The organism is Treponema putidum (assembly GCF_000755145.1).
Classification (GTDB): domain Bacteria; phylum Spirochaetota; class Spirochaetia; order Treponematales; family Treponemataceae; genus Treponema_B; species Treponema_B putidum.
Map to the genome: position 1 here is coordinate 299920 of NZ_CP009228.1, position 19479 is coordinate 319398.

General features: G+C 38.8%; 12 protein-coding genes and 2 pseudogenes. 4 read left to right on the forward strand and 10 right to left on the reverse strand.

All coding sequences use genetic code 11. The annotated features are described in order from the left end of the window. Positions 1 to 50: 50 nt before the first annotated feature. The 3 genes and pseudogenes from mnmE to JO40_RS01325 all read right to left on the reverse strand — a co-directional run bounded on the left by mnmE (position 51) and on the right by JO40_RS01325 (position 4566). Complete coding sequence (gene mnmE / locus JO40_RS01315; protein WP_044977547.1) at positions 51 to 1469, reverse strand: tRNA uridine-5-carboxymethylaminomethyl(34) synthesis GTPase MnmE; 1419 nt, start codon at positions 1467 to 1469, stop codon at positions 51 to 53. Continuing rightward, positions 1456 to 2496, reverse strand: coding sequence for a phosphatase PAP2 family protein (locus JO40_RS01320; RefSeq protein WP_044977548.1), 1041 nt, complete (start codon positions 2494 to 2496; stop codon positions 1456 to 1458). The genes mnmE and JO40_RS01320 overlap by 14 nt, the downstream gene beginning before the upstream one ends. Then, a pseudogene (locus JO40_RS01325) lies at positions 2496 to 4566 on the reverse strand (putative glycoside hydrolase). Before JO40_RS01325 ends, JO40_RS01320 begins: the two are co-directional and overlap by 1 nt. Before the next feature lie 99 nt (positions 4567 to 4665). On the opposite strand from JO40_RS01325, the gene JO40_RS01330 reads away from it, so the two are divergent. The 4 genes and pseudogenes from JO40_RS01330 to JO40_RS01345 all read left to right on the forward strand — a co-directional run bounded on the left by JO40_RS01330 (position 4666) and on the right by JO40_RS01345 (position 10572). Next, a complete protein-coding gene (locus JO40_RS01330; protein ID WP_044977549.1) occupies positions 4666 to 5325 on the forward strand; it encodes a CpXC domain-containing protein in 660 nt (219 codons plus the stop codon). A gap of 3 nt (positions 5326 to 5328) precedes the next feature. Further along, positions 5329 to 7580 (forward strand): annotated as a pseudogene (locus tag JO40_RS15145) (YncE family protein). 10 nt (positions 7581 to 7590) lie between these two features. After that, the gene (locus tag JO40_RS01340; protein WP_044977550.1) at positions 7591 to 8835 is read left to right on the forward strand and encodes an extracellular solute-binding protein; all 1245 of its coding nucleotides are present in this window, start codon (positions 7591 to 7593) and stop codon (positions 8833 to 8835) included. Positions 8836 to 8898: 63 nt separating this feature from the next. Beyond that, on the forward strand, positions 8899 to 10572 hold the full coding sequence (locus tag JO40_RS01345) for an AMP-binding protein (protein WP_044977551.1): 1674 nt from the start codon (positions 8899 to 8901) through the stop codon (positions 10570 to 10572). Here JO40_RS01345 and JO40_RS01350 read toward each other — a convergent pair. The 7 genes from JO40_RS01350 to prfA form a co-directional block, all read right to left on the reverse strand. Beyond that, a complete protein-coding gene (locus JO40_RS01350) occupies positions 10553 to 10984 on the reverse strand; it encodes a ParB N-terminal domain-containing protein (protein WP_044977552.1) in 432 nt (143 codons plus the stop codon). The two genes, JO40_RS01345 and JO40_RS01350, sit on opposite strands and share 20 nt — an antisense overlap. A 108-nt stretch (positions 10985 to 11092) precedes the next feature. Then, positions 11093 to 12637, reverse strand: a complete 1545-nt coding sequence (locus JO40_RS01355; protein ID WP_044977553.1) for a hypothetical protein — start codon at positions 12635 to 12637, stop codon at positions 11093 to 11095. 75 nt (positions 12638 to 12712) lie between these two features. Next, positions 12713 to 13663 carry a M23 family metallopeptidase gene (locus tag JO40_RS01360; protein ID WP_044977554.1) on the reverse strand — a complete coding sequence of 317 codons (951 nt, stop codon included), beginning with the start codon at positions 13661 to 13663 and terminating at the stop codon, positions 12713 to 12715. A 21-nt stretch (positions 13664 to 13684) separates the two neighbouring features. Further along, positions 13685 to 15808 (reverse strand): single-stranded-DNA-specific exonuclease RecJ, encoded by a 2124-nt coding sequence (gene recJ / locus JO40_RS01365; RefSeq protein ID WP_044977555.1) that lies wholly within the window; start codon positions 15806 to 15808, stop codon positions 13685 to 13687. A gap of 19 nt (positions 15809 to 15827) precedes the next feature. Further along, positions 15828 to 17159 carry a thymidine phosphorylase gene (locus JO40_RS01370; protein WP_044977556.1) on the reverse strand — a complete coding sequence of 444 codons (1332 nt, stop codon included), beginning with the start codon at positions 17157 to 17159 and terminating at the stop codon, positions 15828 to 15830. Between the two features lie 170 nt (positions 17160 to 17329). Then, entirely contained in the window at positions 17330 to 18316 is a 987-nt protein-coding gene (gene prmC, locus JO40_RS01375) for a peptide chain release factor N(5)-glutamine methyltransferase (RefSeq protein WP_044977557.1), read from the reverse strand. A gap of 6 nt (positions 18317 to 18322) precedes the next feature. Continuing rightward, positions 18323 to 19408, reverse strand: a complete 1086-nt coding sequence (gene prfA / locus JO40_RS01380; protein WP_044977558.1) for a peptide chain release factor 1 — start codon at positions 19406 to 19408, stop codon at positions 18323 to 18325. Positions 19409 to 19479 lie beyond the last annotated feature (71 nt).

Sequence of the window (19479 nt, forward strand, 5' to 3'; positions counted from 1 at the left end):
TATAACAGAAAAATAAGAAATTGACAATAAAAGCATTGCCGCTATAGAATTTACTTTCCGACACAAAAGCCCGAAAATACCTTATCTAGGATATCGTCGGAGCGTACCTCTCCGGTAATTTCACCCAAAAAGCTTAAAGCCTCTTCAAGGTCTTCTACAATTAGGTCTAGGGGAAAACCTTCAACGGCATTTTGATAGGCCGTTTTAAGCACATCCAAGGCCTTTTGCACGGCCTCCCTCTGCCTCTCACTTCCGAGGGAGGCCGTTTTAGAAAAGTCTGAACTGCCGGTATTTTTTGCGAGAAGAGCATAGGCCTTTTCAGATAAAGCCTTAATCCCGTTAGAAGCCTTTGATGAAATTATTATGGGATATTTAATTTTTTCGGCTTTTAAGATTTCTTTTATTTTTTCTTTTGACTCGGTATCGATTAGGTCCTCTTTTGTGATAACCGTAATTACCGGAGCCTTTGCATTTTTTATAAATTCGGAATCATCCTTGTTTAAACTACCTGCGGACAGGATATCCTTTGGGTCACAAAGGTAGAGGATGAGGTCTGCGTTCCGGCTCATCTCCAAGCTCCGCTCGACACCTATAGCCTCTATTGAATCCTTAGTATAGCGTATTCCGGCAGTGTCGTAAAGGCTTACAGGGATACCGTTAAAATTTAGGGAGGCTTCAAGCCAATCCCTTGTTGTTCCATGAATATCCGAAACTATGGCTCTATCTTCTTTTAGGAGAGCATTAAAGAGGGAGGACTTCCCTGCATTGGTTCTCCCCGCAAGGACAACCTTAGCTCCTTGAATAAAGATTTTTTCCGCTGCCCATGAATCGGCTAATTTTTTTAGAGGTTCGATAATCCGTAAAATCAAATCGGGGGAAAATGCCCCGCCGGTTGTTTCCTCGTCTTCAGGGTATTCTATTTCGACATCGGCCGCCGCAATAGCTGCAATAAGCTCTTTCTTTATTTCTCCTATACCTGAAAAAAGATTCCCCGATAGGCGGCCTGCAGCAAGTTCAATATTTATATCGGTTTTTGAATTGATGATTTCGTTTACAGCCTCAGCCCGCGTTAAGTCGGCCTTTCCGTTGGCAAAGGCACGGAAGGTAAACTCCCCGCCCTCGGCCGCCCTAAAACCGTTCTCAATTAGAAGGCGGTAAATTTTTAAAACTACGGCGGTTCCTCCATGACAGATAAATTCGACGGAATCTTCTCCTGTAAAACTTTTCGGTTCCCTGTAAACGCAGGCCATAACCTCATCAACTTCTTTTTTTGATTCGGGATCTAAAACCCAGCCATGCAAGATAGTGTTGCCTTTAGCTTCTGTTAGTTTTTGAGGTCTTGAAAATATTACGGAAGCAAGGTCTATTGCCCCCTTCCCCGAAGTGCGGACAATTCCTAGGGCTGCCGGGCTTAAAGCCGTTGCTATTGCGGCTATCGGATCGTCTAAGGCATATTTACCTATCTGCATTATTTTCTCCCGAAATTTTTAAGCGGCAAAATATTATCGGTGCAAGACCTGAGGCAATAAGGCCGACTGCAAAAAATTCCAAAAATCGATAGAGCCTGTATTGAGCATAACTTGAATCTATTTTTAAAATATAAAAAATTACAATCGGAATACATGAAAGAACAGAACCGACTATAAAACGTAAAATTTTTTGAACCGAAGTTCCCGAAGAAGCGTCAAAGCTATATTTTGAATTTTCAAGGATACGGATATTCCCAAAAGCCAGCCCAAGGATTGTGCCGGCTTCTTGAACCTTTTCCTTTGAAATTAAAATGAGTATAAATGAAAAAAGAGCTGCAATGGTAAATCTTATTGATTCAGTTTTTTTGAGTTTAATATTTTGGGCATCGCTCTCATCCGTCCTATTTAAACTGGAAGGTTTTGCTTCCATTGCGGGAAGAAAAAACATAAGCCCTAAAAATATTACCAAACCAAGCCCCCAGCCTAATAAGACATCGGTCGGATAATGCACACCGAGATAAACCCGTGAAAAACCTACCAAGAGCGGGAGAATAATTGCAGCTGCGATTTTTAGCTTAACCGAAGCAGTACCGCTTTTTTGATGCTTTACCTGTTGAGAATCTTTTGAGAGATTTTCTCCAAAAGGCTTATAAAACAAAACAGCCGGATAGATAAAAGCGCTTATCGAAGAATGTCCCGAAGGCGTTGAAAAACCGCCTATGCTCTTAAGCATAATTTCGGGTGCATGAGCAAAGGGACGGGGAATTTTAAAAATACGCTTAATCCCACCGTTGAGTCCCGATGTAAAAGCAGCGGCATAGGCAAGATGAAGCCCCTTTTTATAATCTATACACCAAAGATACAGACCTATAATAAAAACTACAAATCCGTAAGTGGAAGCTTCAGTAAAAATTTTCATTACCTCGTTAAGAAAAGGACTTGAAAAATTTTGTACAGCCCTGATTACTTCTATTCCCCATTGGTGAATAAAATGAAGTTCTTTTGAAGCTGCCGTAAGTTCCGTCATTATAAGCCCTCCCCGTCAGGACGCAGATCCAAATATCTGCCGGAATTATTCCAATAAATATAGCCCTCATCTATGGAATCCTTAATTCCTAAAATTTGGCGTTTTACATAATTTTCGTCATAGTATTTTTTATCGTAAGAAACCGGAATAAAAAAGGCTTGAGCCCAAGGGCGTACAATTACCTTGTTGCGTGCCATCAATTTGTTTCTATATGAACCTTGATGATAAATTCGATAAGGCCTTTCTTCGGCAGGATTGTAGGCCAAAAAACTTTGAGAAAAATGACTGGGATAAAACATCGGGCAGATAACATCCACATATTCTGCAAGAAGTTCTACCTCCTGCCCCGTGCGGGCTCCCGTGCGGTACCAGCCGTTTGCTCCGTAAATATCTATAGAAATAGGAGCCTTGATTCTTTCGCGTGAGTAGGCCAGAAAAGACATAAGGGCACTGACCTTGTCCATGCCGTTTTCTTTTGCAGGGTATCGGATGTCTGCAAGGTTTAAGCCGTCGGTAGGAAAACGAATATAGTCGAATTGAATTTCGTCAAAGCCGAGAGAGCAAAGTTCTTCGGCTATATCTACATTGTATTTCCAAACGGCTTCGTTATAAGGATCGACCCAATGCTCCTGTATAATTTCTTTTTCTCCGTTATAAAGATTATAGCCCTGCCAAGGCTTTCCGGTTTCTTTATCCTGAACGGCATACTGTCCGTTATTATATCTATATAAATTTTTATCTTTAAATACGACAATTCGGGCAATAAGATAAATCTTTTCCGCTTTTGCTTTTTTTATAAATTTTTCAATATCGAGAGTATATTTTATACCGTTATATTTTTTTATATCTTCGTTTTTACTTTCATAACGGACAAAGCCTGCTTCATCTTTCATATCGATTACAAGGGCATTGAGCTTATTATCTTTGATTGTTTTAAGATGGTTTTCAAAAGATTTTTCATCGCTCATCTGATGAGTAGGCGTATAAATACCTTTTTTTCCATCCGCTTTCTTTGCATAAGGATTGATTTGATTTTGTTTATCATGTAATAACCAAAGTTCCGATAAGGATAAGTTACCGCTAAGCATGGTTAAAGTATTGGGCACAAAAGCACATAGATAATTTGATTTTTTAAGATAGTTTTTAATTTTATCATAAGGTTTAAATAAATTTTTATAAATATAAATTTGAGTTTTCGGCATAAGTAAATTGCTTTGCAGTATATCTCCTTCTATAACTCCAAACACAGTATTATCGATAATATTAAGACTATCCGCACAAACAAGTTCTTTTTCTTTTTTGTTTAATGATGTAAATATTTTTCTGCTCCAATCAAGTTTATAAATTATTCCTGAAAAAGTTTGAACACAATAAACTTGAACACTTTTTGAAGTTTGATCAAACACAATATCCGAAACCTCTTCAACACCCTCAGGTCCTTTTTTTAAACCGTTGTTTAATTCATTCCATACTTTTGAATTAACATCAGGCTGTTTCCATGAAACACCGGCTATCGAATGCGAGACAAAAACCGTCAAAACTTTTTCACCTCTTGAATTAGGCATATCCAAAACGCAGACAGCCTTTATTCCGTTTACAGAATGATTCGCCCCGAGGTCTTCCCATGTTTTCCCTGAATCCCTCGTCAAAAAAAACATTGCTTGAAGTTGCCGTAACAAAGATATTAGGGTTAAAGGGGTGAACTTCCAAATCTTTTAGTTGAGGAATTTTTTCTATAAAAGTTTTGTTTCCGTTTTTATCTATATTTTTAATTATTTTTTTTGGAAGCTTCTCATTTAGATAATAAAAGTCTTTTAAATCTTTACTTGCCGCAAGGCCTTTGTCCGTTAAAAAAAGCCACTGGTTTCCGGTCTTACATATTTTTAAAACAGAAGAATCACTCCATATTTTTTTTGTTTTAAAATTTTCTATCTTAAACAAGCCCTCGCCGTTTCCTGCTAAAAAAACATCTTGGGCGTAAAGCGGGAGCATAATAATCAACAAAACAAAAGCAAGCTTTAAAGCTCTTTTACCGCAATAACAGATTTTCATAGGCTTACATAATGCCACAAATTGAAGATATATGCAAGCGGTGTTTTATAGGCATTTTTGCGAGCTCTTACATTTTTCTCTAAAATATGTTATAATATAAGAATATTGGAGTTTATTATGAAAATATATTGCCCATGCGATACAAGTTTTGAAATTGAACATAAAGCTAAAATAAATTTAGATAAAGAACCTGAAATATTAAAAAAAATAAACGACGGTTCATATTTAACCTTTAAATGCCCTAAATGCGGAAGAAACGTACGTTCCGAAATAAAAACGCGGATCGAATGGCCTTCTAAAAATCTTATTTTACTCTTTGTTCCCGAAGCCGACAGGATAGCCTGTCTATCAAGCTGTTCCGGATTAAAAGAAATAAACGAAAAAACAAAAAAAGCTGAAAAGATAGAATATGAAAAAGCCGATGAAACTCCGGTTATAGGCTATTCGGAATTGGCTGAAAGGCTTGCCGTTGTGGAAGCCGGGCTTGATCCTCATGCCATGGAAGTATTAAAATTTTTTATATTGGACAACGGAAAAGACATAAAAGGGAAAAAGATAAAAATTTTTTTCCATTCGATAAACAATGACGGCAGCTTCGAGTTTTATGTTTACGGACTAAAAGAAGATCAAGTAGCCGTTATGAAAATTCCTGTCAAATTATATGACTCAATTTGTCAAGATATAAAAAACAAAAAGAAGTCCGAAGTCTTTTCGGCAGTCTACCTAGGAAACTATCTTTCCTATCAAAATATTTTTACCGAAGGAAGGGATTTATAGTCTATGTACAAAAAATGCGCTTGTTTATTTTTTGCTTTGATTTTATGTTTTTCATTAGGAGCTCAAAATACGGATCTGCCTTGGAGCGAGGTTGCCGAAAATCAAGAACAGAAAACGGAGGCAGGAACCGGACAAGGAGGCGGAACATCAAGCTCAAGCACTCCCTCGCAATCACAACCGGAAGCAAACTCGAACTCTGCCTCGCAAACACAGCCGGAAGAAAACTCCAATCCTGCCTCGCAAGCCCAAGCGGAAACAAATTCAAATGCAACGCCGCAAACTCAACCGGCACCAAGTGCAAATCCACAAGCTCAAACCTCAGAGATAAAGCCGGAAGAAACCAAAATAAATATTCTTGTATTTGCTCAAGCCATGAGCCTTGCAGTTGCAAACGACAAGGCCCTTTATTCACGTAACTCAGGCGCAAGAGCGGCCATACCCGAACAAGACAGGCTGCGCTCGGCAAAAGTCGTTCATAAATTTTCAGGAGGCGTTACGGAGATAATGAATTCGGGGACATTGCCTATATTTTTTGCAGCAGGAAAGGACGGCTTTGTTACCAGATACTCTTATCCGAAATTCGAACCGGATACTTGGCAGCTTTCAAGTATGCCCATACAAAAAATAGCAGTACATCCTAAAGGACAACTCGTTGCAGTTTATGAAACAAACGGTTTTAGCATTCATCAAGTTTCTCTTTGGGATTGGGCAAAAAAGAAAACATTATTTTCAAAACGGTTATCGGATTCTGTTGTATCTCTTTCATGGTCGGCCAATGGAACCTATCTTTTTGTTGGCAATAGGTCTACCGACGGTATTACGGTATTGGATTCAAAAGGCATCGTGCAAAACATTTATCAAGAAGCTCCCGGAATAGTTTCTTTGGCAGCTACCGAGTCAGCCGAAAAAAATATTGTAACTTACGGGGAATCAGGCCGCCTTGTTTACACCGATATAGCAAAGAAAAAAAACTAAAAGAATTCAGAACCGAAAACAAACTTGAAAATCCGAATCTTATAAAAAACTTCACAAGAATAATCGGTTATAAGGGCAATAATGTCTATGTAATAGATGCGGCTACAGGACAAACAATTTCCAAGCATCAAGCGGGATATGCCCTCTTTGCTTCCAAAATTCAAGATTCGATTCCTATTTGGATTGAAAGAACCCGAAGAAAAAATGAATGGTGTATAAGACAGGGAGACGCTTCTTCAAACGGTTTTTATGTGCCGGGTAATTCCAAAATAACGGCAGCCCGCCATATTAAAAATCATATGATAATAGGAACGCAAGACGGATCAATTTACATGATAGGTTTAAACGAAAACTCTTCAGTAAATCTGGAAAAACCGCTCACCTACGCCGGCTCAAAAATAGATGATATTACAAGCGACGGAAATGTTTTATATATCCTAAAGTCCGGAAAAATCTATGTTCAAAATTCTCCGGAAGAAAAAACTGTTCCGATAATCGAAGACCTTAAAGCAAATAAATTTAAATTTTACAACAACGGCTTTTTGTTGTGGTCGGATATAAAAAAGGGCACCCCCATATCCCATTACTCTCTTGATACAAAGACACTAAAAAATATTATCGTCCCCAAAGAAACTGTTATATCGGTTTCGTTCTATAAAAATTTATTTTTATATGTCGAATCTTTTAACGGTGTTACATTGGTTAATTTTGATAACGGGAAAAAAGAATTCGTTTACACTGCCCCCGGAATTCAAAATGCGGTTCAAGTAGACGATAACACAATGCTTATTGCCAAAAGTGCTATAGGACGTACTCAAAGTCCGGTTTTTATAATCAATACATTAACGGAAGAAACAAGCCCCATCCCAATGGAAGGGAATTTAGCTTTTTCGCTTGAACAAAATGAGTCGCGCCCGAACAGTCTTGCCTGCTTTTTGGTAGGAACTAATCCTTCAACCAAGACGGAACTGCTGCATATCAGCTTAAACCGTAAAAATCCTATAGACAGCACCTTTAAACCGATTCTTTCCTACAAGGAAGAAAGCGTAGATGCCTTTTTGGAAATTTCGGGAAACGACATTTTAACCAACTTAGGAAACAGCTCCCTTGTTCACTACAATACCTCCTCAAAACAAGCCAGAAGATTATCCCGCTTCTACGGGTTTCCTAAAGAAGCTATTATATTAAAAAAATATTTTGTAAGCCTCAACTTCGGCGATACCGTATCGTGGTATGAGCGGAAAACAGGAGCTATGTTAAAAACAGTAACAGTAGAGTAAGAGAAGATTTATGAAACGATATATTTTATTTTTTATACTTGCAGTAATGCTTTTTACCTCATGTGCAAAAACCGAAGAAGACAAGATAGCCGTCATCTGGACGGACAGGGCAGAGTTTGTTTCATACTGTGAGGTTTTTAATAACTCACAAAACGAACACAAAGTTATTGTCGAATACAAAAAAAGCCCTGTCGATGCTCTCATAAATACCGATGTGCAGCCCGACATAGTTATAGGCTCATGGCTTAAAGGTAAATCGGCCAGAGTAAAATTTAGAAAAATCAACAATCTTTTCGGAGAAAAAAAGATAAACAAAGATGACTTTTATCCCGAACTCTTAAACTTAGGAAATATTTCCGCTAATCAATATCTATTACCTATAAGTTTTAACCTGCCGATGATTATTTTTTCTTCGGCAAATAAGTTTAAAACAAATAGCGATTTTTCCATTTCTCCCGATGAAATAAGAGATTTTGCAATTAAGTTTAACAAAATAAATAGAGGTGCTTATACGGCAATGGGTTTTTCTCCGCGCTGGTCGGACGATTTTTTATACATGAATACTAAAGGTTTTAATGCCTCATTTGAAGAAGAAAACGATTTTTTTTCATGGAACGATAAGTCTCTTCAAAATGCAATAAATTATATAAGAGATTGGAGCAGCGAGGTTAACACATCGGCAGCCGCTGAAGATGACTTTAAATTCAAATATCTTTATGACTCACCCTATGTTTTAGTCAAAAACGGAAAATGCCTTTTTTATTATGCTTCCAGCGAAGACCTCTTTTCAGCTACTCAAAAAAGATTGGAAAACATAGATTTTAGATGGCTGGCCTTTAATGGAAAGACTCCGTTAAAAGACGACATTCTTTACGGAGGAATTTGCAGTAATGCAAAAAACGTCAAAGCGGCTGAGGCCTTTTTTATTTGGTTCTTTCAGGTAAAAACCCAAGAGCAGCTTTTAAACCGAGCCAATGAAATGGATTTAATGGTAAACTCCTTCGGCCTTGCAGGAGGTTTTTCTGCCCTGCACCAAGTAACCGAAAAATTATTCCCAAGGTATTATCCGCTTTTGCTGGCTCACCTGCCTCAAACACAAAGCTTTTATGCACCTCATATCTTGCCGAGCAATTGGCCGATGTTAAAAAAAGAAATTCTAATGCCCTATCTGAAGGACGCTTGTAATACCTCGGCCTACCCCGATTCTATTCCTTCTCTTAATAAAAGAATAGCAGAATGGTATAAAAATCAATAAAAATGCAACTTTATCATCATTCGTTTGTCTTAGACATTTGATGGAACTTTTAACGGAGGATTTATGCAGACAATCGATGACCTTGGGGAATATACATTTTCGGCCTTATTAAAGAATTCGGTCTTAAAATTTTCAAATAGACCGGCTCTTTCATATGTATCCGAACAACCCATAAGCTACACAGAATTTAAAGAAAAAATCGAGTCTACAAAAGGACTATTACATTCACTGGGTATAAAACCTCTTGATAAAGTAGCAATTTTCAGCACAAGCTCACCGCAGTGGGCAGTTTCATATTTTGCGATAGTTACACTTGGAGCCGTCGCAGTTCCTCTCTTACCCGATTTTAACGAAGATGAAGCAATGACCTGTATAAAGCATTCCGGTACAAAAGCCGTCTTCATCGGCGAAAAACTTTTTCAGAAATTAAAAAATGCTGAGGAATTGGATATTATAATAAACATAGAAGATTTTTCCGTAAAAAAAGGTAAAATAAAAACAGATACTCCCATACCGGAACATAAATGCAAGGAAGAAGACATAGCTTCGATTATCTATACATCAGGAACTACAGGCCGCTCTAAAGGTGTTGTCCTAACACATAAAAATCTTATCTTTACGGCTATTGCAGGTCAGAACTGTCAGCGAATAAACCAATATGAGGCAGCTCTTTCAATATTACCCATGTCCCATGTTTATGAGTTTACAATAGGCTTTTTAATGTTTATCTTAAACGGCGCCTGCATCTACTATCTTGAAGGTCCGCCTACTCCTCGTAACCTCCTGCCTGCCCTTCAAAAAGTGAGACCTCACTTTATGCTGGCTGTTCCGATTATAATCGAAAAAATATATAAACAAAAAATTCTTCCTGCCTTTAATGCAAGTCCGCTTATAAAGAAAATTTACGGAACAAAACTGGGAAGAAAATTATTATGCCGTAAGGCCGGAAAAAAGCTAAAAAAGACCTTCGGCGGCCGTCTTAAATTTTTCGGTATAGGAGGCTCAAAAACAGATCCGGTTGTTGAACAATTTATGGTTGACGCAAAATTCCCGTATGCAATAGGTTACGGCCTTACCGAAACTTCTCCACTGATTGCCTATTCCGCAGTGTACAAAACCGTTCCCGGCGTAATAGGTATTACCGTTCCGGAGATAGAAATAAAAATAGGGAACAAAGACCCTCAAACAGGAGTAGGAGAGCTCCTAGTAAAAGGCCCCAATGTAATGAAAGGATATTACAATGCCCCGGACTTAACAAAAGAAGCCTTTACCGAAGACGGCTGGTTTAAGACCGGCGACCTATGCATCATAGATGATAAAGGGAAAGTAAGCTTAAAAGGAAGGTCAAAAAATATGATCCTAGGAGCTGCAGGAGAAAATATTTATCCTGAAGACATAGAATTTGTCTTAAACCAGCACCCTCTTGTATCAGAATCCTTAGTTGTTGAAGGAGAAAATACATCCCTAGTCGCTTACGTACGCTTACAAGATGCCATAGGAGGTGCCGTCTCAGGAATTTCCAATGCGATAATGCATAAGAGGGAAGAAGTTTTAAACGAAATAAGATTTTTTGTCAACTCTAAAGTAAACAAGTTTTCAAAGATAGATAAAATTGAACTTGTAGACGAATTTGAAAAAACCGCAAGTCAAAAGATAAAGCGTTACCTTTACACCTTTCGTTATGGAAAAACTCAAAATGAAAATCTAAAAGAAGAGCTTAAGGCTTCCCTGTTTTAAGGGTCAGCTTACTACTACTTTGAGTTTTTTTACCGAAGATTTTTTTAAAAAAGGCCTTTATTGCACGCCATAGCCTTACAAAAAATCCCGGATTTTTTAAACGGTTAAGGCGTGCAAAAGCATTTAAAAGCTCCTCATCTGAAAATTGCTGCCTTTGCACATTTTCTTCAATTTCAATATCGAGAGCAAGAGACGCATCTTCTACAGAGAGTACCCTTGCTTCAATCATTTTCCAACCCAGCTTTTTTGCAGCTTCCAATCGCCTTTGTCCGGCTATCAGCACATTGTTTTGATTTACAATAATCGGATTTAAAAGCCCTACACGGTTTAGACTTTCTGCCAACTCTTCAATTTCTATAAATTCTTTTCTAGCTCTTTGCTTTACTTTTATATCATCTATTGGAATCTGCATAAGCCCCCCATAATAGTTAAGGCGTTTGCCGATAAGGCAAACTCGGCAGATAAACAGTGAGGCAGCATTTGTGCCGAACTGTTTATCACACATCCTTTATCAAAGGATTTATTTTCCATACTCCTTTGATAGACTTTCAATACTCATAATAAACTCATCTTTGACTTTTGTCCAGTCCTCAGAGTTCATTTCAAGCACATTCATCCTATCTTTAGGCATTTCTATGTTCTTTAGGATCTTGTTAGTCATAATCATTTTTGAATCCAATTCAAGTTCAAGACTGCCCCCGCCGAGTTCACCAGGAACGGTTAAAGATACCTTATCTATGCCAAACTCTACACTATCCGGGTTCTTTTTAAAGCTGCCCAAACAAGCCATTTCCATTATTTCCATCTTATTATCATCATGCTCTTCATCGGAATATACGGGAATCCTTTTCGGAAAAGCAAAATTCATTGAAGCCTTAAAATTATCGGACTGTTTTGTTTTATCTATCAGTATGGCATAATTTAGAGCTCCTAATGTCAAATCTTCACTCATCGAATCATTAGCAGTAAGCCACATATTTATCATAAAATCGGCTTTATTTTCGTTTGATTCCCCCCTGCTTGTAAATGTGATAGTATGGGAAGAAGAATCTACATCACTAAAAAGTTCTATACTTGCAATTAAATTATTTAAAACATAATCATAGTCTTCAATTTCATAGCTTAATTTTAGCCATGGTTTATCCGCTACAAAAACCGTAAACATATCTTTTGAAATTAATCCGTCTTTTACGTTTATCTTTTCGGTAATGCGTAAATTTTCAGGGATAGCTATTTTTTCAGGTGAAAGATTTTCGGAAAATTTATCCAACATTTCTTTTGTAAGAACATTTTCATACATGCTCAACACTAATTTTAAGCGGTTATCGTTTTTTAGGGCATACCAAATAAGAGACGGAACTTGTTTTAGCTGTTCATTGTTAAAAGTAATTTCATATCCCGAATCGGTCTTTTTTATATCGGCTTTTTTATAAATAGCTTTTTCGGCATTTAAATATCTTTTTTTAGAATGCCTGTCAAGCTGCATAGTCATCATGTTTTTTATTTCAGTATAGGAAAAGTCCATATTAAAAAACGAAAAGAAATCTTTAGGGGAGATCAGGGCTAAAAATTTACCTATACCGTTTGAGGGCAGATAAAATGTAGTATCCTTTAAAAAAGGACTGGCAGCCTCAATATTTTTATCTCCTAATTTCATAATCAAAATAGGGATATCGGACATCTCGGGAACAGGATTTTTGATACCGTAAGAATAAAAAAGAGCTTTTTCTTTTTGGTCGTTAATATAGGTAAAATTTAAACCGATTTTGTTTTTGATAAGCGTTTCAATAACGGCCTTCTCCATAGGCTGCTGATCAGCCTTGTTGTTCTTAATAGTATTTTTAAAATCCTTAATTTGGGCATCAAATATAACCGATCCGTTTTTTTCTATAGCCTCAGTCATAAAATATTCATCTTCAAATTTCTTAATGGATTTTTCGGCTCTTTCTGCGGATAATTTTTTTAATGCTATAATGTCCTTTTCGTTCCTATTTCCGCAAGAAACAAGGAATCCTGCAAAAATACCGATAAGAGTGAATAAAATAAAAGATTTAAAATTTTTCATATAGTACCTCACAAAAGCAGTATAAAGGATTAGAGACTTTTTGTCAATACTATGTAGCTATATAACCATAAGACGTTAAAATAATTCTTTTGTTAGGAGGAGTTCGGGGTCGGCAGGTATTTCGTTTATAAGTAACTCCCAATGCAAATGCGGCCCCGTAGAAAATCCCGTCGTGCCGATGTCGGCAATTTTTTCTCCTTGTTTTACAAAATCTTCTTCCTTTACATGAATCTTATTGAGATGATAATAAATGGTGTAAACAGCCGGAGCATGTTCGATTACAAGGGTCCATCCCGTTACTATTCTTTCTTCGGCAAGTACAACCTTTCCTGCTCCCGGAGCAAAAATCGGCGTTCCTTTGGGAGCAGGATAATCGACTCCCCAGTGCCGGCTTACCGAAGTTTTTCCGTCAGGATATTTTGAGGTACGCTTTTCGGCAAAGGTTGAGCTTATTCTTGTGGCATTAAACGGCATTACAAAAGGGCCTTTAAAATAAAGGCTTTCAAGGTTTTGCATTTTTATAACTTCGGCAAACCTGTTCCTTTGCTCCGTTTTTTTAGGGCTGGTATCTCTTAAAATTTGAGAATTTTTTGCACTCAACTTCATTACAAATTCTTCAAATTCTTTTTCTAAAACCTCAAAGCCCCTATCTTCTTCAAAAAGGGCTCCTTCAATTATCAGATGGGTCCGAATCTTCCATTTTCCCGTCTTCCACCAAACGGCAACAGCCGCAATTGCCGCCCATTCTTTTTCCGTCTTATCAATAGGAAAAGCATTGATAGTTTGAACTTTTTTTTCCGATGTGTCATAAACAGTAACCCATGCTTTTTCTATTTTTCGTGCAGCCTTAAATTTTACGTTAAAAAAAGAACCCAAATCTCCGCTCGAAGGTATCGAAATAATATACGGAGTTTTTTCAGATTTGTTTTTTTGTTCACTATCGGAAACATCCGTTTTTCCTGACGCATGGAGACTAAATAAAAAACAAAAAAACAAAAATACTTGAAAACTTCTTTTTTTTAACATTTTAATAATCCTTAAATTAAGCTAATCTATTTTTTTTAAATCCCTGATAACCATTTTAGGAGTAACGGCACCGTTAAAATAATTTTTCGATACATTGAATACTATGTCGGCATAGTCCCCAACCTTAAACTCCGTACCCAGCTTGTCGGCAGCCTTCCAATAAAGGGCATTCCATTTATATTTTCCGCATTCCAAGTTAAAACGCAAATGAAGAGGTTCGGCTTTACCGATAATATTTGCATTTAAAATTTTCACCCTCTTTGTCATAAAGGTCAAAGCAGGGGAATTACATCCGTAAGGTTCAAATTTATCTACCAAGTTTAGAATTTCAGGCTTTAAATAATCATGGGGAAGCTCTGCATCAATTATAAGGGTTTCGGAATTTGCATCACTTTCAAATTCCATTGACTGTGAAAATTGCTTTAAGTTTTGCAAAAACCGGCCTAGTTTTTCTTGTTCAATTCCGAAACCTGCCGCAAAATCATGGCCTCCATAGTCTAAAAAAAGCTCGCTATAGGGCTCAAGGAAGTCCAAAAGGCGGAAACCTCTGGCCGACCTTATGGAGGCAACCGCACTGCCGTCAGGCATCAGGCAGATAGCAAGAGCCGGAAGTTTAAAGTATTCGGCCAATCTTCCTGCAAGGATTCCTGTAATTCCGCGGTGAAATTCTGCGCTTACCGCAAGTACCAATTTTTCGTTATATTCCTTTAAACTTTTTTCGGCCAAAGGCAGGGCAATTTCCCAAGCCTTAGAACCTAGTGCCTTTCTGTCCTCATTCATTTGAAATATTTCCTGAGCCTTTGCCGTTCTTTCGCCCGAATCTTGAGCAAGAAAAAGCTCAACAGCCGTTTCGGGCCTACCCATTCTGCCGGAGGCGTTTACCAAGGGAGAAATACTCCATGCTATATCTTCGGTGCCTATTGGAGCCCCTAAAAGTTTTTGCATAGCCATCAGATCTACAAGCCCCAGCCGTGGTTTTTTGTTTATTTCTTTTAAACCTTGTTTTACTATAATGCGGTTTTCTCCCGTCAGTTCCATAAGGTCGGCAAGGGTCGAGAGGGCAACCAGCTGAATTTCTGAAGCCTCCCGCTTTCCGTAAAAGCTGTTTTTTTGCTGTACAAAGGTTATAAAAATGTTTTTAAAAGTTTCGAGTTCGGATTGGGCTTGTTCATAATATTTTCCGATTGTCGAAAATTCCTTTAAACGCAAAAGGCTCATATCTCCCATTTGGGGAAATTGTTTTGCAACCTCAGGCTGAAAATCAAAAAAATTAAATTCAATTCCGTTTCCGAAGATGTTCTTAAGCTGCTTTTTTTGTAAGGGAGCATCCCATACAAATATTTGCTGACCGTTTAAAAAAGAGCCGAGCCTTGTTTCAGAAAAAGAAAGCATACCCGGAACTACTGTTTCGGTAATTTTTCCGATTTGAACCATATTTACAAGTTTTACCGCTTCTATCGAGTAGGCGTCATTTACAGGTCTCACATTTAAAAGGGAAACTTGCTGTTTATAAAAGGGCTGCATTCCGAAACGGATTGCCGTAATAAGTTTCCATGCCGTAGCACAGCCCGATAAATTTTCGTGGGGGTAGCCCGAATCGGGCATCTTACAGTTTATTATTACGGCCGCATCCGGTACACTCTCCTGCGGGGTATGATGATCGACTACAATTACATCAATACCTAAACTATTAGCTCTTTCAATTTCCTTAAAATTGGAAATGCCGCAGTCAACCGTTATAATAAGAGTGCCGTCATTTGCAGCATGCTTTTCTACGGCTTCTATAGAAAGCCCGTAGCTCTCATCTCCGGTAGGAATACGCCATGACACGTCAAGCCCCATATCTTTTAAGGCTTCATAAAGAAGGGTCGTGCTTGTAATACCGTCCACATCCCTATCTCCGAAAATCAATACTTTCTCGCCTTCTTCTTTTGCATCTAAGATACGGTCTACGGCATCCTCCATGTTCTTAAATAGAAAGGGACTGTGAAGATAGCGCATATCGTCTTCCAAATAGAATAGTATATCCTTCCCTTCGATAATACCGCGGCGCACCAATATTGCCGAAGTCAGAGGATCACAACCGTATTTTCTTTTTATCTCGTTTACAAGTTCGGGGCCGATTTCTTTTTTTTGCCAGTCCATTTTTTTCTCCGCATTGGATTTAAAGTTCTTCTTGCTTGATAATTTTAAAAATAAGCTTATCTTTTTGCGGAGCCTTATCGGAATATTTTATAGCATTTTTTAATAAAGGCATTGAAGCGGAAACCGAAGCCGAATCTTTTCCGTAGACCCTCATTATAAGGTCTCCTTTTTTTACGGAATCGCCCTTATGTTTTAAAATTTCAACTCCGGCATCGGGGCATACGGGATCGGTGGTTTTATTTCTTCCGACTCCAAGGCTTACACCGGCCATACCGACTTCAAAAGCATCTATACTCTCAATAAAGCCGTCCCGTTCTGCCCTTAATTCTTCAAAGAATTTGCTGCGGCGGGTTTTATATTCAGCTATGAGGGTTTTAGGGTTGCCTCCCTGAAGTTCTATATTTTGCATAAAAAGCTCCAAGGCCTTGCCTGAGCTTACGGCTTCTTTTGCAAGAGAAAGCCCGTCTTCTTCCGTCTTAGCCTTGTCTCCCAAAATGAGCATTTGAGCTGCAAGCTGCAAAGTCAACTCGGTGCTGTCCTCAGGGCCTTGTCCTTTTAAAATATCTATTGTTTCTTCTATTTCCAAGAAGTTTCCGGCCATAATTCCGAGGGGTTCATTCATATCGGTTATAAGAGCTCTCGCTTTTTTCCCCATTGCCTTAGCCGTACCTACAAGGCTTACTGCCAAGGCCTCTGCATCGCTCAAGGTTTTCATAAAGGCACCCTTTCCGCATTTTACATCGAAAACAAGAGCTTCAGAGCCTTCTGCAACTTTTTTTGAAAGGATGCTTGAAGTTATAAGCGGAACGGATTCGACCGTAGCCGTAACATCCCGCAGCGCATATAGGAGACGGTCTGCAGGAACAATTTCCTTTGTTTGGCCGGTCATAGCAAAGCCCGTTTTTTCTATAAAAGACCTAAATTCGGCTTCCGTCAAATCGGTGCGGTAACCGGTAACGGCTTCAAGTTTGTCAAGAGTGCCTCCCGTGTGGCCAAGGGCTCTGCCGCTCATCATAGGAACCTTAATGCCGTTTGCCGCAACAATGGGAGCAAGAGGGAGAGAAATTTTATCTCCAACCCCTCCGGTAGAATGTTTATCGACAAAGGGGCCTTTAAGGTGTGAAAGATCCATCACCTTCCCGGAATGAAGCATAACATCGGTAAGAATAGCCGTTTCTTCAAAGGTCATTCCGTTAAAATACACTGCCATAAGCCATGCCGAAATTTGGTATTCGGGAATTTCTCCTCTTACGTAAGAATTTACGATAAACTCTATCTCTTTACGGTTTAAGGGTTCAATATTTTGTCCCTTTATCCCGCGTTTTTTCATAATAATATCCGTTGCTCTCATGTGTTACCTCTCATTTTTGATATTAGTATGAAAGTACATAAATGTCAAGTCTAAGATTTAACTTGTCAAGGCTTCAATACACCATCAATACACCATCCAAATGGTACTTCCAAAATGAGATATGTAAAAATAGTTTAAGAATGTTGCACAGGCCAAAAAAATAATCTCTTTCAATAGCTTAACTTTATGCACTCTATGACTCGGTCGTTTCCTGCAAGGTCTTTATGGACTTTAACTTGAGAAAAGCCCGCATCCTTAAAAATATCGGCAGCCTGAGCTGCGTTGTATTCCCCTGCTTCGACAAAAAGTTTTCCGCCGGGGTTTAAGCTTAAATAAGAGTTTTCTGCCAAGGGCGGAATTAAGTCCAGCCCTTCAATGCCGCCGTCAAGGGCAAGGCGGGGTTCAGAGCGGCCGTCCTCCAAAAGGCTCTCCATAAGTTCTGACGGAACATAGGGCGGATTCGCCGTTATCAAATCGTAACTTCGTTTTGACTCCGGCACGCAGGGAAAAGAAAGACGCAGATCGGCTTTTACTGCAATAGTTCTATTATAAAGGGAGGAGGGCAAAATAGAATCCATATTCTTTTTACACACTTTTAAAGCCTCCTCCGAAATATCCGCAAGAACCAAAAAAAAACTTTTATCAAAATAACTTTGCATTCTTTGAGCCCTCTGCGGTTTATTAAAAGTATTTTGCATAAAAGCACCTTCATAAAGCTCCGAAGCAAGGGAAAGGCCGATACAGCCGGAACCCGTGCAAATATCCAAAACAAAGAGAGGCTCATTTTTTTTTAACTTCTCCCTTGCAAAATTTAAAGCATGTTCTACTAAGGTTTCGGTGTCGGGCTTGGGGATAAGCACGTTTTCATTTACATAAAAAGTTCTTCCGAAAAAATCCTTTGTTCCGGTTAAATAGGCGATAGGAAATCCCGAAGCTCTTTTTTTTACAAAAGCTTCAAGCTCATTCTTGTAAGGTAAAAAATCAAAATCGGAATGAGACAAAAGCCATGAGCGTTCTTTTTTTAAGATATGGGCCATTAAAATATCGGCATCAAAAAGGGCTGCATTTCTTCCGTACCCGTTCCTCGTTAGAAGGTGCGAAGAAAGAAAGGCTTGGGCTGCAAAAAGACGGGCATCCTTTACGGTAAAAAAAAGCATTGAGCCTTATTTATGCTCCAAGTGATGATCTGCGGCCTTCATCATTTCTTCGCGGGCGGCGATACAAAGGGCATCGATTAACTCGTCTAAGGCACCCTGCATTACCGCATCCAATTTATAAAGGGTTAAGTTAATACGGTGATCGGTTACGCGGTTTTGAGGAAAGTTATAGGTGCGGATACGCTCGGAGCGGTCGCCGGAACCGACCTGACTTTTTCTGTTTTGAGCCCGTTCTGCCTGCTTTTTACTTTCTTCCAAATCATAAAGACGGCTTCGCAAAACACGCATAGCCTTTGCCTTATTTTTAATCTGGCTTTTTTCATCCTGACAAATAACGACAAGGCCTGTGGGTATGTGGGTAATACGGACTGCCGAATCTGTGGTATTAACGCACTGACCGCCGGGGCCGCCTGCACGCATAACGTCGATACGCAAATCTTCTTGATTTATTTCAATTTCGGTTTCTTCGGCTTCGGGCAAAACCGCAACAGTTACGGCGCTGGTGTGAATACGGCCTGAGCCTTCCGTCTCGGGAACACGCTGAACGCGGTGAACACCCGACTCATAGCGGAGACTTCCGTAAACATACTTTCCCGAGATGGAAAAAGTAATTTCCTTGTAACCGCCGAGCTCGGTTTCGTTTAGGGACAAAACCTCGTACTTCCAGTTTTTCATTTCGGCATAGTGGGTGTACATTCTAAAAAGATCGGCCGCAAAGAGGGCAGCTTCATCACCTCCTGTACCGCCCCGTATTTCCATAATAATATTTTTTTCTTCCAGAGGATCCGGCGGAATTAAAAGCATCTTTAGATCGGCCTCGCTTTTTTCAAAGGCGGCTTCAAGAGAGTGAAGCTCTTCCCTCGCCATCTCTTTAAGTTCGGCATCGCTTTCTTCTTGAATGAGAACCTTAGAATCTTCTATCTGCTTTTCGATAGAAAGATAGTTATCGTATTCTTCCATCAATTTTGAAAGATAGGAATGCTCCCTCATGGTTTCTTTATATTTTGCAACATCTTTGATAAGATTAGGGTTTTCAACTTCTTTTTCGACTTCAATAAGCCGTTTTCTTAAATTATCCAATCGCTCTTTCATAAAAATTCCTTATTTTGAGGGGGTGAGTATAACAGTTTTTTTAATTTTTTTCAATAGAACATTTTTGCATG